Annotated in this window: 12 protein-coding genes and 1 tRNA gene; 3 read left to right on the top strand and 10 right to left on the bottom strand. The window is 70.5% G+C overall.

What is annotated here, in order from left to right; translation table 11 throughout:
* Nucleotides 1-20: 20 nt before the first annotated feature.
* On the top strand, nt 21-1,253 hold the full coding sequence (locus ACWDZ6_RS00580) for an FHA domain-containing protein (RefSeq protein WP_451501093.1): 1,233 nt from the start codon (nt 21-23) through the stop codon (nt 1,251-1,253).
* A 65-nt stretch (nt 1,254-1,318) separates the two neighbouring features.
* On the opposite strand, the gene ACWDZ6_RS00575 is transcribed toward ACWDZ6_RS00580, so the two are convergent.
* Nucleotides 1,319-2,326 (bottom strand): methyltransferase domain-containing protein, encoded by a 1,008-nt coding sequence (locus ACWDZ6_RS00575; RefSeq protein WP_451501092.1) that lies wholly within the window; start codon nt 2,324-2,326, stop codon nt 1,319-1,321.
* 185 nt (nt 2,327-2,511) lie between these two features.
* On the opposite strand from ACWDZ6_RS00575, the gene ACWDZ6_RS00570 reads away from it, so the two are divergent.
* Nucleotides 2,512-2,916 (top strand): globin, encoded by a 405-nt coding sequence (locus ACWDZ6_RS00570; protein WP_326649976.1) that lies wholly within the window; start codon nt 2,512-2,514, stop codon nt 2,914-2,916.
* 42 nt (nt 2,917-2,958) lie between these two features.
* Here ACWDZ6_RS00570 and ACWDZ6_RS00565 read toward each other — a convergent pair whose 3' ends face one another.
* The 7 genes from ACWDZ6_RS00565 to ACWDZ6_RS00535 form a co-directional block, all read right to left on the bottom strand.
* The gene (locus ACWDZ6_RS00565; protein ID WP_366730664.1) at nt 2,959-3,633 is read right to left on the bottom strand and encodes a hypothetical protein; all 675 of its coding nucleotides are present in this window, start codon (nt 3,631-3,633) and stop codon (nt 2,959-2,961) included.
* Nucleotides 3,630-4,073, bottom strand: a complete 444-nt coding sequence (locus ACWDZ6_RS00560; protein ID WP_451501091.1) for an acyl-CoA thioesterase — start codon at nt 4,071-4,073, stop codon at nt 3,630-3,632. Before ACWDZ6_RS00560 ends, ACWDZ6_RS00565 begins: the two co-directional genes overlap by 4 nt.
* Nucleotides 4,074-4,080: 7 nt before the next feature.
* Nucleotides 4,081-5,745 carry an energy-dependent translational throttle protein EttA gene (gene ettA / locus ACWDZ6_RS00555; RefSeq protein WP_366730666.1) on the bottom strand — a complete coding sequence of 555 codons (1,665 nt, stop codon included), beginning with the start codon at nt 5,743-5,745 and terminating at the stop codon, nt 4,081-4,083.
* A 505-nt stretch (nt 5,746-6,250) separates the two neighbouring features.
* Nucleotides 6,251-7,672 (bottom strand): LAETG motif-containing sortase-dependent surface protein, encoded by a 1,422-nt coding sequence (locus ACWDZ6_RS00550; protein WP_451501090.1) that lies wholly within the window; start codon nt 7,670-7,672, stop codon nt 6,251-6,253.
* Nucleotides 7,673-7,928: 256 nt separating this feature from the next.
* Nucleotides 7,929-8,345: a single-stranded DNA-binding protein gene (locus tag ACWDZ6_RS00545; protein WP_366730689.1), complete on the bottom strand. Its 417-nt coding sequence runs from the start codon at nt 8,343-8,345 to the stop codon at nt 7,929-7,931.
* 97 nt (nt 8,346-8,442) lie between these two features.
* A complete protein-coding gene (locus ACWDZ6_RS00540) occupies nt 8,443-10,203 on the bottom strand; it encodes a GTPase (protein WP_451501089.1) in 1,761 nt (586 codons plus the stop codon).
* Nucleotides 10,204-10,208: 5 nt separating this feature from the next.
* Nucleotides 10,209-11,810, bottom strand: coding sequence for a dynamin family protein (locus ACWDZ6_RS00535; protein WP_451501451.1), 1,602 nt, complete (start codon nt 11,808-11,810; stop codon nt 10,209-10,211).
* A 320-nt stretch (nt 11,811-12,130) separates the two neighbouring features.
* Here ACWDZ6_RS00535 and ACWDZ6_RS00530 point away from each other — a divergent pair.
* Nucleotides 12,131-12,203: transfer RNA gene (locus ACWDZ6_RS00530), tRNA-Arg, on the top strand.
* A gap of 202 nt (nt 12,204-12,405) precedes the next feature.
* Here the strand turns inward: ACWDZ6_RS00530 and ACWDZ6_RS00525 are convergent.
* Both ACWDZ6_RS00525 and ACWDZ6_RS00520 read right to left on the bottom strand, forming a co-directional pair.
* Entirely contained in the window at nt 12,406-12,762 is a 357-nt protein-coding gene (locus tag ACWDZ6_RS00525) for a hypothetical protein (protein ID WP_451501088.1), read from the bottom strand.
* A gap of 190 nt (nt 12,763-12,952) precedes the next feature.
* A complete protein-coding gene (locus tag ACWDZ6_RS00520) occupies nt 12,953-13,423 on the bottom strand; it encodes an anthrone oxygenase family protein (protein WP_451501087.1) in 471 nt (156 codons plus the stop codon).
* Nucleotides 13,424-13,491 lie beyond the last annotated feature (68 nt).

Raw genomic sequence — 13,491 nt, 5'->3', positions numbered from 1 at the left:
GGAGAGGGGGAAGCGCCGACATGCCGACCTGCCCGAACGGACACCAGTCGGGTTCCGACGACTGGTGCGAGGTCTGTGGCCACCGCATGGCCGGTCCTGGCGCTCCCGCGGGTGCCGTTCCGCCGCCGCCTCCCCCGCCGCCGGCCTACGGCTACCCGGGCCCCGGCGATCCGAACGCCACCGCCCAGGCGGAGCTCTGCCCCCAGTGCCGCACCCCGCGCGAGGCCATGGCCCCGTTCTGCGAGGAGTGCCGGTACAACTTCCTCACGCACACGGCGACGTCGTACACCCCGGTGGCTCCGTCCCAGCAGCCCCCCGGGCTGAACCTTCCGCCGGGCTTCCAGTCCCAGCCCGCGCAGGCTCCGCCGCCGCCCCCACCGCCGTACCAGCAGCAGCCGCCGCCGCACCGGCAGCCTGATGCGTACGACTACCAGAGCTCGCGGCCCTCGCAGATGAACCGGCCGGCCGAGCCCCTGATGAACGATCCGTCGGCCCAGCAGCAGGCGTACCAGCAGCAGGGTCCGCCGGCCCCGCCGTCGTTCCCCCAGCAGAATCCGTTCCCCAACCCGCAGTCGCAGCCGGGTCCGCCGGCCCCGCCCGCGTACCAGCAGCCCGCTCCGCCCGACCTGTCGCAGCCCGCGCAGACGGGCGGCGACGACTGGATGCTGTCTCCGCCCTCGCAGACCCAGGCACCCCAGACTCCCCAGGCGCCGCAGCAGCCGGATTCGTTCCGGCAGCCGGGCGATCCCTTCCAACAACTGGCCATGCAGCAGCAGTTCGCCCAGCAGCAAGGGCAGCAGCAGGGCCAGCAGCCCGGTCAGCAGCAGCCGCCCCAGTACCAGACCCCCGCCGGCTGGACCGCCGTCATCGCGCCCGACCGTGAGTACTTCCTGGCGATGATGCAGCGCAGCGGACCCGAGGCCACCAGCCTCAATCTGCCCGCGTACTCGCCCGAGCAGCACCTGCCGCTCGACGGCAACCAGATCACCATCGGCCGCCGCCGGCACTCCACGGGCGAGTCCCCCGACATCGACCTGTCCGTACCGCCGGAGGACCCCGGTGTCTCGCACCAGCACGCGGTGCTGGTCCAGCAGCCCGACGGCTCCTGGGCCGTTGTCGACCAGAATTCCACCAACGGCACCACGCTCAACGGCGCCGAGGACCCGATCCAGCCCTACGTGCCCATCCCGTTGAACGACGGCGACCGGGTCCATGTCGGCGCCTGGACGACCATCACCATCCGGCGCGGCTGAGGCATGTTTTAGGACTGTTTTCAGGGCTGTTTCAGGACTGGGCTCCCGGCCATGCCGTCGGAAGACTAGCCACCTGCCGAGGCGGCCCAGCCGGTCGGGCGTCCCAGCGGCCACGCGTACGGCCCTTCGGGGTCGTCCAGCCAGGCCCACTGGTGGTCCCCGCTGACCGTGACCCCGAACCGGTCCCGCTCCGGGCGCCGCTCGCGCTCCCACAGCGAGAGGGCCTCGTGCGGGTCGAGGCTGCCCGCGGTCAAGGTCAGCAGGAAGCGGAAGAGGTCGTTCTCGACCACGCGCCTCGGCAACCCGCCGGTATGTCCCTCCCGCGGCAGCGCGCCACCGCGCAGCGGCACGAAATACGCCGACGTGCGCAGAAAGCGGCCCTCCGCGCTTCTGCCGCGGCTGTCGACACGTACCCGCAGCGCGATCAGCCCGGTGGAGAGCGGAGCCAGAATCCGCGCCCCCGGGCTGCACTGCGGCAGCCAGTCGAACGGCACCGACGGCAGTGTGCAGGTCGCGATGATGCGGTCGAAGGGGGCACGCCCCGGGCAGCCGCGCGCACCGTCGCCGGTGACGACGGTGGGATGGCGGCCCGCGGCCGCAAGATGCGACCGCGCCGATTCGGTGATCTCAGGGTCCAGCTCGACCGTGGTCACCAGGTCGTCGCCGAGCCGGTGCGACAGCAGCGCGGCGTTGTAGCCGGTGCCCGCGCCGATCTCGAGTACGGCGTTCCCGTCCTCGACATGGAGCTCCTCGAGCATCCGGGCCATCAGCGAGGGCTGGCTGCTGGAGGAGACCAACTCACCGTCGCGCACCCGGGTGGCCAGCGGCCCGTCCGCGTACGCACCTCGCAGCCAGCGCACCCGCCGCACGGGGTCCGGGTCCTCGCACCACAGGCGTTCGTACGCACCCGCCCGGATCCCGTAGTAGTACGGCACGAACAGATGCCGCGGCACCTCTTCGAACGCCGCCCGCCAGGCCGGGTCGGTCAGCCCGCCGGCCGCCACGATCTCCCGCACCAGCGACCGCCGCGCCTCGGCGGCGGGCTCGGCGAACCGGTCCAGGTGCACAGCCATGCCTACACTCTCCTGCGCCGCCGCCCCGTAGGCGAGCACCCCGTCGGGGATGGTCCTAGGCCTGGAGTCCTCGGCCGGTGCGTCTGAGACGATGGACGGGTGCTGCACTTCCCGGGGGCAACCCCCGGACCCCCGGCCGACACCCCATCGGGGCTGACCAGAGACACATTGCGAGGCTTATTCACGTGAACGAGATTCCGCGCGGCACCGTTCAGGAGCAGACCTTCTACGAGCAGGTCGGCGGCGAGGAGACTTTCCGGCGGCTCGTCCACCGCTTCTACCAGGGCGTTGCCGGGGACCCGGTGCTGCGGCCGATGTACCCGGAGGAGGATCTGGGTCCGGCCGAGGAGCGGCTCGTTCTCTTCCTGATCCAGTACTGGGGCGGTCCGCGCACCTACAGCGACCACCGCGGCCATCCCCGGCTGCGGATGCGGCACGCACCGTTCACCGTCGACAGGGCCGCGCACGACGCCTGGCTGAAGCACATGCGCACGGCCGTCGACGAGCTCGGACTCTCGCAGGAGCACGAGCAGCAGCTGTGGAAGTACCTCACCTATGCCGCAGCGACGATGGTGAACGCCGCAGACTGAACGCCGCGGGCTGCACGCCGTGCCTGCCCGGTCGGGCGTGGGTCAACCGCGTCCGGTGGGGGTCATCGTCAGTCCGCCGAGACCCGACGTGCGTACGACGATCGAGCCGAAGGGCGTACGCAGTCTGAGCCAGGCGCCCGCGGACAAGAGCGCGACCGGGGCGCCGGGCCGCAGAAAGCCGAGCGACTGGGCGGCGTGCACGGCGCGTAGCGGCAGCTTGCTGCCGGCGACGGTGCGCGACCAGATCTCGCGCCCTATCCGGTCACGCTCTGCCCGGGTGCGGCGCTCGGCGGGCAACTGCGCGTCGCGGGTACGGAATTCGGCAACCGCGGCGGCGACCGCGCCCTGCATCGCGTTCGCTTGGGGAAGTCCGGAGATCTCGCGCCAGCCGCCGCGCGGCGGCAGCAGACCGGCCCACGGCGGACCGGTGACGGCAGCGGGCACGGTGAACTCCGCGCCGCCCTCGGCTCCGATGCACTCCAGCAATTCGCCCGCGGAGACGGTGACATCCAGCTCGACGGGGTCGCCGAGCCGTGCCGTACGGATCGCGAGCACCTCGAAGGACGGTGGACGCCCGAAAACGGCAAGCGCGCCGGCCCCGGCCTGCAGCCTGACGGCGGCGGCGCGGTCGTAGTGGATCAGCCGGGCGAGGAAGGCGGCGAGATCCTCCGCCTCCCTCGCATCGGCGAAGTGCAGACTCTGCACGGGCACGGTCATGCTGCGAGAGCACCCTCGCCCGCGTCGTCGAGGTACTGCTGGAGGAAGGACTTCTCCTCCGCGCTGATCCGGCGCGGTCGCTCGGCGCTGAGGTCGTAGGGCACGACGATGGTCGAGGCCCGCACATAGACCTGCGAGGAGGCGCCCTCGGCGTCCTTGACCTCGTACGTGATGGTCAGCGACGCGGCGCTGATCTTCGTCACCCACAGCTCGACGACCACCGGCTCGTGCCGGTGGACCAGCGGCCGCTTGTAGTCGATCTCGTGCCGGGCCACGACGGACCCGCCGGAGAACGACGGGGAACCGTCCCCCGGCGCCAGCCGGAACATGAAGTCGATCCGCGCCTCTTCCAGATACCGCAGGAAGACGGCGTTGTTGACATGCCCGAAGGCGTCCATGTCCGACCAGCGAAGGGGACAGCGGTAGATGTACCGGGCCATGAGCGACTCAGCCCCGGGTCAGCTTCTTGTAGGTGGCACGGTGCGGACGGGCCGCGTCCGCACCGAGGCGCTCGACCTTGTTCTTCTCGTACGACTCGAAGTTGCCCTCGAACCAGAACCACTTGGACTCGCCCTCGTACGCCAGGATGTGCGTGGCGACGCGGTCGAGGAACCAACGGTCGTGGGAGACGACCACGGCCGCACCGGGGAACTCGAGCAGGGCGTTCTCCAGGGAGGAGAGCGTCTCGACGTCGAGGTCGTTGGTCGGCTCGTCGAGGAGCAGCAGGTTGCCGCCCTGCTTCAGGGTCAGCGCCAGGTTGAGGCGGTTGCGCTCACCACCGGAGAGGACGCCGGCCGCCTTCTGCTGGTCCGGGCCCTTGAAGCCGAACGCCGAGACGTAAGCGCGCGACGGCATCTCGACCTGGCCGACGTTGATGTAGTCGAGCTCGTCCGAGACAACGGCCCACAGGGACTTCTTGGGGTCGATGTTGGCGCGGCTCTGGTCGACGTAGGAGATCTTGACGGTCTCGCCGACCTTGATCTCGCCGGAGTCGGGGGCCTCGAGGCCCTGAATCATCTTGAACAGCGTGGTCTTGCCGGCGCCGTTCGGGCCGATGACACCGACGATGCCGTTACGCGGCAGCGTGAAGCTGAGGTCGTCGATGAGGACCTTGTCACCGAAGGCCTTGGAGAGCTTGTTGACCTCGACGACGACGGAGCCCAGACGCGGGCCCGGCGGGATCTGGATCTCCTCGAAGTCCAGCTTCCGCATCTTGTCGGCCTCGGCGGCCATCTCCTCGTAACGGGCGAGGCGGGCCTTCGACTTGGCCTGCCGCCCCTTCGCGTTGGAGCGGACCCACTCGAGCTCTTCCTTGAGGCGCTTGGCGCGCTTGGCGTCCTTCTGGCCCTCGACCTTGAGGCGGGACTGCTTGCTCTCGAGGTAGGTGGAGTAGTTGCCCTCGTAGCCGATGGCACGGCCGCGGTCGAGCTCCAGGATCCAGCCCGCGACATTGTCGAGGAAGTACCGGTCGTGGGTGACGGCGACGACGGTGCCGGAGTACTTGGCGAGGTGCTGCTCCAGCCACTGCACGGACTCGGCGTCCAGGTGGTTGGTGGGCTCGTCGAGGAGCAGCAGGTCGGGGGCTTCGAGAAGCAGCTTGCACAGGGCCACGCGGCGCTTCTCACCACCGGAGAGGTTGGTGACCGCCCAGTCGCCGGGCGGGCAGCCCAGCGCGTCCATGGCCTGCTCGAGCTGTGCGTCGAGGTCCCAGGCGTTGGCGTGGTCCAGGTCCTCCTGGAGCTTGCCCATCTCCTCCATCAGCGCGTCGGAGTAGTCGGTCGCCATCAGCTCGGCGACCTCGTTGAAGCGCCTGAGCTTGCCCATGATCTCGGCGGCGCCGTCCTGGACGTTCTCCAGCACGGTCTTGGACTCGTCGAGCGGGGGCTCCTGGAGGAGCATGCCGACCGTGTAGCCGGGCGACAGGAACGCGTCACCGTTGGACGGCTGCTCAAGGCCGGCCATGATCTTCAGCACGGTGGACTTACCGGCGCCGTTGGGGCCGACCACACCGATCTTCGCACCGGGCAGGAAGCTCAGCGTCACGTCATCGAGGATGACCTTGTCGCCGTGCGCCTTGCGCGTCTTGCGCATCGTGTAGATGTACTCAGCCAAGAGAAACCGTCCGGCAAGAAGTGGATGGGCAGATACACCCCATCTTGCCGTAGGTCCAGCCCGTGATGGAAATGAGTACGGTCAGCGGCTCTGATCTGAGCCGCTCAGGACGCGCGCACACGCCGGTCCGGCCGTCATCGGTCGTTGCCGGACCCCCTCGGCGGCACGCGGACGGCCCCGCGGGCGAACACGTTCTGGCTGGCCAACGCGCCGACGGGAAGGCGATCGGGCAACGGAGACGCCGCCCCGCCCCACCGCCCCCTCTGCGTATGTGAGCCCCCTCACACTGCCGAGTGGGATCCCCTGCCGGGCGACAGCCCATCCCGCGCAAATCGAATACGGGTGAGAGTGCGAGTGCGAGAAATTGTTCCTCATGAGGCGCCCGCGCAGGGTGCCGCACGACCGAAGCAGTCGCGGCCGACAGTCGACGCTCGACCAACGGCCCCGGTACGGGCGGGCATACCGGGGCCGTCATCAGCCAGCGTCACGTTGCGCGTATGCGCGCTTACTCCTCTGTGGCCGTCGACTTCTTCCTGCGGAGGAAGAAGACCGCGCCGCCGCCGATGACGACCAGCGCGATGGCGATGCCCGCGATCATCGGGGTGGCGCTGGAGCTGCCGGTCTCGGCGAGGTCGCCCTCGAGGCCCGCGGAGGTGCCGCCGGCCGAGGCCGGGCTGGGCTGGGACGAGGGGGTGTCCGTCTCCGGGCCCGAGGTGCCGGCGGTCCTGCAGTCCAGTACGCCCTTGAAGGTCTTCTCGAAGCCGTCGGGCCCGGTGATGGTGAAGTCGTACGCCTGGTCCTCGCCGACCGGAATGGTGACGGTCCTGGATGCGCGGGCCGGGATGGAGTGCTTGAAGCCCATCAGCTCGAAGGTGAACGGAGCGTCGCCCTTGTTGGTGGCCGTGATGTCGACGCCGCCCTTGACGCAGTTCTTCTTCGCGGAGAGCGCCGGTATCGCGCCCGCCTTCGCCCAGGTGGCGGTGGCGTCCGCGGAGACCGTCGTCTCGCTGGAGCCGGCCAGGATCTGGGTCTGGCTCTTGGTCGCTCCGGCGAACGCCCGGCCCACCGGCACGGAGGTGGTCGCCTGCGCGGTCAGCGTCGCCGAACCGTCAATGGCGCCGGCCGGGACGTCGAAGTACAGCTGGGCGCCGTTGACGGCGGAGGTGACGGGCTTGCCGGCCGCGTCGGTGACCTTGATGCCGCTGGCGGCGGCGTCGGCCGGCGGGTTCACGGTGACCCGGTCGGCGTCGGTGCGGACCGTGACGGGGCCGAGCCGGCCGCCGGCCGGACCGGAGACCGCGTTCGGCTCCAGGCTGAACGAGGCCTTGGGCTCCGCGACGTCCCTGGCCGCCTTCTCGAGCCAGTCAGCGAGCTTCTCCGCCTGCGGGTCCAGGGCGTCGACATCCGCCGCGTCCGAGTAGCGCCAGATGGCGACCTGAGTGCCTGCCGCAGCGGTCCTCTCGGAGAGCGGCCCGGTGCCCGCTTCCTTGGCCAGCGCCGCCAGGTCGTCGATCTGCGGGTAGGAGTGCTGCAGGATCCAGCGGATCCTGCCCGCGTTCTTGTTGGTGCCGAGCGACGTCTGGTTCCACGGCGTCTCCAGGTACTTCGCCTGCTCCTGGGTCGGGTTGTGGATGTCGATGCAGTACGTCTTCAGCCGGCCGCCGCCGTCGACGGTCATCTCGAACACCCCGGCGGGGATCTCGTGATTCCTGCCGTTCGTGTGGAGCACGGCCCGGTCGAAGGTCTTCAGCCCGTCAAGAGTGGCGACCGCGCCCCCCTGGTGCTGGACGCCGTCGTCGTCGACGGCGGCCGCACCCGCGCCGGCCATGGAGCCCGTCGCGATGAGGCCCGACACCACAGCCGCGACAGTAAGACGACGAGCAGCGCCCCGCCTGCGTACAGACGACGCAGAGAACACAGCAAACACAGAATTCCCCTCCGGACGAGGACCTATTCGCGGGTGACGCGTGGGGGGAGTGCCTCGCCTGCAGACTCAAGTGCCCCGTGAGTATGCGGAAATCCTAGAGAGGAGGCGCACCCCAGTCCCCAGTCATACCGTCAGACAACCATTCCGACTCGGAATCGTTATCGCCGTCCGCCCTCCGTCCCCCGCCGACCTCCACCGAGCCGCACGTCATCGCCGTTTCACCGTTTCTCGATCGACAAATCTTCACAACTCCAGGTCAGGACACGGGCGCCGGAGCCGGCACTCCCTGCGGACGTTCCGTCAGATTCGGTTCCGCCTTCACCACTCGGCGGAACGCAGACGTTCCCCGCGTCAGGTCGTGTCCCACCGCCACCGCCTCGATGTCCACGAACGTCCTCCGCTTCCCGTCCCGCTCCTCCTCCCGCACCTTCAACCGCCCATGGACCAGGAGAGGTTCACCGACGGACACGGAGCCGGCGAGATTCGCGGCGAGCGTCCGCCAGGCGAAGACCGTGTAGAAACTGGTGTGTCCGTCCGACCAGCTCCCGCTCTGCCGCTCGTACCGTCTCGGCGTCACCGCGAAGCGGAATCGCGCCACCCCTCCCGACGCCGATTCCCGGTACTCCACATTCGTGGCGACATTGCCCACCACCGTCACCATCGTGTCGTTCATCGCGGCCACCCTCCCCGTCCGGTTGTTGCCCTGACCGGTCTTCTCCGACCGGTCTCCATGCTGGACCGGACGGGGGGATCCCGCCGACGCCTGTGGACTACCGCACGACTGTGGACAACTTCGTCACCCCCGCAGTCGGCCTCCCGGGCCCCGAGACGGTCGAGTAACGCTCCCGTACCTCCTGGTACCGCATGAGCTCGGTCACGACCGGATCGAGCACCTTCGCCCGCCCGCACGCCGCGGCCGCCTCCTGCAGCCGCCGCTGTGCGTCCTGCCCGTACCGGCGCGCCGGCCCCCTGGCCGCCGCCGCGCACGCCCACTCCACCAGCGGCCCGCCCACGATCCCCGCGAGCATCACCAGCGCCGGCGGCACAAGGCCCGGCTCCAGTACACCGATGATCTGGCCCACCAGCCACAGGCCTCCGTAGACTTGGAGCAGCGTCATCGCCACCTGCGCCAGCACCCCGGCCGGCCACCACGCGGCACGCGGCGGCCGGCCGCTCGTCGCCCCCGCCTCGCGCACCGCCAGTTCGTCCAGCGCCTCGGGCAGTCCTTCGGCACCGCGAAGCGCAGCCTCGCGCACCGCCTGCCCCCACGGCCCCGGCAGCCCGTGTGACGCCTCGTCCGCGACCGCGCGCACCGCCTGCTCGACCCGCTGCCGTGCCGTGAGCTCGTCCTCCGCCGGGGCCGCAGGCCTCAACCCGCTCCCGCGCATACGCGTGCGCTCGTACCAGCGCCACAGCCGCAGCCACGGCGTCCCGCAGGCCCGGCTCGCGTTCCTGAGCCACTCGCGCTCCGCGGTCTCGCCCGCCGCCTTCGCGCCCACCGCCTCCGCCAGCCGTGCGGCGAAGTCCTCGCGCGAGCGCTCGCCGAGACCGGTGCGGCCTTCGGCGACGTACACCGTGAGGAGCTTCGCGGCGGCCGCGTCCACGTCGGCGGACAGCCGGCGCGCCGCGGCGTTCTTCTCCTGAACGAACTTCCCGAGCAGCTCGCGCAGTTCACCGACACCGCTGCCGGTGAGCGCCGAGAGCGGGAGCACCGTGGCGCCGGGCTCGCCGTGTTCACCGAGCGCGATGCCGTCCTCGTCGAGGAGCCGGCGCAGATCGTCGAGCACCTGGTCGGCAGCGTCGCACGAGAGCCGGTCCACCTGGTTGAGCACCACGAAGGTGATCTCCGCGTGCCCGGCGAGCGGCCGCAGATACCGCTCGTGCAGCGCGGCGTCCGCGTACTTCTCCGGGTCGACGACCCAGATCACCGCGTCCACCAGTGCCAGCACCCGGTCCACCTGCTCCCGGTGTCTGACCATGGCCGAGTCGTGATCGGGCAGATCGACGAGGACGAGCCCGGACAACTCCTCGTCGCCGCCTGCGAGCGGTCTGCGCCGCAGCCGCGGCGGGATGGCGAGCCGGTCGAGGAGACCGGCCGAACCCTCCGACCAGGTGCAGGCGATGGGCGCGGATGTGGTGGGTCTGCGCAGCCCGGTCTCCGAGATCGGCACCTGGGCGAGCGCGTTGAACAACGTCGATTTCCCGCTCCCCGTGGCGCCCGCGATGGCGACGACGGTGTGCCGCGAGGAGAGCCGCTGCCGGGCGGCCGCCTCGTCCAGTACCCGTCCCGCCTCCGCGAGGGTCCTGCCGTCCAGCCGGGTACGTGACAGCCCGATCAGCTCGCGCAGCGCGTCCAGCCTGACCCTCAGCGGCCCGATATAGGGACCGCCGATCGGCACATGCACCTCGCCCAGGAGGTCCTCCTCCGGTTCCGTCCCGGGGTCCTCCTCCCGGCCGCCGGCCCGCCGGGCGATCAGCCCGTCGTCCCAGCGGCCGGCGGCCTCGTTCTCGTCGTCAGTGATGGCGGTCACCGCGGTCACCTCTCCTTCTGCAGTACGGACAGCGCGGCGATCAGCTCGGCCTGCGGTTCAGGGGTCACTTCGAGTGCGTCGATGGGGGCGAGACAGCGGTCGCGTTCGCCATGCAGTACGTCTTCGATGTACGCCGTCACCAGCTCGCCGCCCCTGTCTCGCAGCCGCAGCGCTCCCTGGGCCCCGATCCGCTCGGCGAGCCGCTCCCCCGCGCTGCGGGCGCGGCGCCCGCCGAGCAGCGCGGCCCCGAGGAGCGCGGCCACCGTCTCGGGGTCGGAAGCGGCGGTCCGATCCAGCCGGCGCACCTCTTCCTCGGCCAGCTCCTCCAGCACCCGTCGCCAGCGGCGAACGGCGATCCCGATCCGCTCCACCGACTCCAGGTCCCGGCGCCCCTGGACGGTCAGCGCTGCCGCGGCCGGCTCGCGCCGCCAGGCCGCCCGGACATGCTCGTCGGCGGCGGCGACGGCGCACTGGAGCAGCGACGAGAGGCTGGCGACGAGGGAGTCCAGCAGCTCGCCCGCAGAGCTGTCGCGCGGAAAGCCGCGCCAGCGGGTCCGCGCGTCCCCGGCGAGCACGGCACCGGCCCGGAGCCGCTGGCGCACCCGCTCGCCCTCCCTCTCGTACGCCTCCTCCACCGCGCCGGTGAGGCGTACGGCCGCCGCGTACTGGGCGGCCACCGCGCCCGCGAGCTCGGGCATCCGCGTATTGAGCGAGTCGATCACGCCCGCCGCGGTACGCCCTGCGGCCTGCTGTCTGGCCGCCGGGTCCTGCGCCCGGTGGGCGAGCCAGCTGAAGAGCGGGCTGACCGCGGTGGTGGGCAGCAGACCGTTGCCGCCGCCCGTCGACTCGGGCAGCTCCGGGATGGTGAACCGCGGCACATCGCCGAGGCCGGCCTTCGTCAGCAGCGCCGCGTACTGCCGCGACACGTCCGCGATGACCTGGTGCGGCACCCGGTCGAGGACCGTCACCAGCGTGGCGTTGTACTGCTTCGCCGTACGCAGCAGATGCCACGGCACAGCGTCGGCGTACCGCGAGGCGGTGGTCACCATCACCCAGATATCGGCGGCGCAGATCAACTCGGCCGCCAGCAGACGGTTCTCCACGACGAGCGAGTCGATGTCGGGGGCGTCGAGGAGCGCGAGCCCGCGGGGCAGCGTCGCGGCGGTCTCGATCCGCAGCGAGTTCTCCTCCTCGGCCTCGCGCGCGCCGTCGTCGGGCCCTTCGGTCTCGTCCTGCTGCGGCAGCCATACGCGGGTGAGCTGGGGCAGCACACGCATCCCGGCGAACCAGTGGTGATCGTCGGGGTGGCACACGAGCACGGGCGTACGCGTGGTGGGCCGCAGCACACCGGCCTCGCTGACCCGGCGCCCCACAAGGGAGTTGACGAGGGTCGACTTCCCGGCCCCGGTGGATCCGCCGACGACCGCGAGGAGCGGCGCTTCGGGCTCCTTGAGCCGGGGCACGAGATAGTCGTCGAGCTGTGCGAGCAGCTCGGTGCGCGTCTGCCGGGCACGCGGAGTGCCGGGCAGAGGGAGGGGGAGACGCACGGCGGCGACACGGTCGCGGAGGGCGGATAGTGCGTCGATCAGCTGAGGCCGTGCATCCAAGGTCACCACATGCGAAGAATGCCCAATTTTGGCGGCTTTTTGAAGCGTATGGAACTCTCTGCGCGCGCCGATCGGACAGACGGGGCAGACGGGATGAGTGGGGCGCAGGCATAACGAGTGCACAACACCCGTGACCTGAGACGTCAAAAGCGGTGCGGGAATCGCACCTGCCTGCGATTATCGGTTCGCTTCACCGAACCTCCACATCGTGCCACGCAGGTGAAGCAACCGGGTCATGGGGATCGGAGCCCTATCCTTGTGTCCGGCAAGGTCACGGAACCACCAGACCCGGGGCTCCAGGCCACCGAGGCCACCATTCGGCCCCCGTAGCTCAGTGGATAGAGCAGGCGCCTTCTAAGCGCTTGGCCGCAGGTTCGAGTCCTGCCGGGGGCGCACAGTCCGCACAACCGACAGACCCTCCACCCCGGAGGGTCTTTTTGCTGGTCAAAGGCACCATAGCGGGCGGAGGGTAGCGGACACGTAAGCGCCGGACCGCCCCCGAGACGGTCGGGGATCGATCCGGCGCTGTCCGGCTGTCACCGGGTTTCTGCGGGTGGCCACTGTGGATACGCGGTGGCGTTTTCCGGGTCGCCGATCACGCGTCGTCGTCCACCACTGGGAGCTCGGTCGCCTCGATGCGCTTTTGGAGATCCTTGAGCTGTTCCGAGATGCAGCGGGCGTACGTGGCCAGCAGGACGGGCACGCTGTTGCCTGCCCACTCGGCCACCTGCGCCGGCGGCACCCCGTTGTTGAGCCAGGTTGTCAGGCAGGTGTGCCGCAGGTCGTACACCCTCTTGCCGAGCGGCGACGCGTACTCATCCGGGGTGAGCACCTGCTGCCGGGCAGAGCGCCAGGCCCGGCGGAAAACTGAGCCTGCCAGCATCTCGCCCTTCTCCCCCGGGGACAGCAGATCGCCGGGCCGCAGCCTCTCCGCCTTGATGTGCTCGCGCAAGATCTTCGACGGGGCGGGTCGGCAGGGCACAGGCCGGGTGTCGTCAGCCGCGCGCCCCTTCAACCCGCGTTCTTCATGGACCTTGCCCGTGTCAGTCCATTGCTTGCCGACCTCAGGTTGCGCGGCGTGGAGCTTGTATGGACCGCTACTCGCTGCTCGACCCGGTCCGGCCCCAGGGCCTGACGATCGACTACAGCGTCGCACTGACGAGCAGCGCGAACGACGCGAGCGTGAACAGGGTGCGGATCAGATGGAAGAGGTTCCAGCGGGACTCGAAGGTGGCGCGCGCCTGGCCGGCGGGGACAGCCGGGGAAGCCGACTCGGCCGAGGCGAGTGCGTTGTTCAGCGGGATGTTGCCGCCGATGGTGATCAGGTGGTTGAGGACCGCGCACACCAGGCCCGCGATGATCAGCCACCGCTGGGTGTCCGTGCGGCCGTCGACCGGGACGGCCAGGGCCGCGGCCGGAAACACCACGATCGCGAGGAAGACCAGCAGGAACACAGCACGTGGCACGGCCTCGTTGATGCGGCCCATGACCGTCACGAACTGGTCGTCAGTCAGGCGGGCGAGCGCGGGCATGATCCCGGTCCGGAAGATCAGCATCATGCCCGCGTACAGACCTGTGGAGATGACGGCGAGGGCGAGGAGAAGGGTGGCCATGGCGCACATCATGGCGCGGTGGGGCGGGCGGTGCAGCCACCTTGCGACAGGGCCCGGGCCGCGGCGGG

The organism is Streptomyces sp. NPDC002926 (genome assembly GCF_053591755.1).
The sequence above is the reverse complement of the archived record's forward strand: the minus strand, read 5'-3'. Positions and strand labels throughout refer to the sequence as shown.

What these genes read in the sequence shown, in the direction of transcription:
- ACWDZ6_RS00580 (WP_451501093.1), top strand. Translation starts at nt 21, where the DNA reads ATGCCGACCTGCCCGAACGGACACCAGTCGGGTTCCGACGACTGGTGC.
- ACWDZ6_RS00575 (WP_451501092.1), bottom strand. Translation starts at nt 2,326, where the DNA reads ATGGCTGTGCACCTGGACCGGTTCGCCGAGCCCGCCGCCGAGGCGCGG.
- ACWDZ6_RS00565 (WP_366730664.1), bottom strand. Translation starts at nt 3,633, where the DNA reads ATGACCGTGCCCGTGCAGAGTCTGCACTTCGCCGATGCGAGGGAGGCG.
- ACWDZ6_RS00560 (WP_451501091.1), bottom strand. Translation starts at nt 4,073, where the DNA reads ATGGCCCGGTACATCTACCGCTGTCCCCTTCGCTGGTCGGACATGGAC.
- ACWDZ6_RS00545 (WP_366730689.1), bottom strand. Translation starts at nt 8,345, where the DNA reads ATGAACGACACGATGGTGACGGTGGTGGGCAATGTCGCCACGAATGTG.
- ACWDZ6_RS00520 (WP_451501087.1), bottom strand. Translation starts at nt 13,423, where the DNA reads ATGGCCACCCTTCTCCTCGCCCTCGCCGTCATCTCCACAGGTCTGTAC.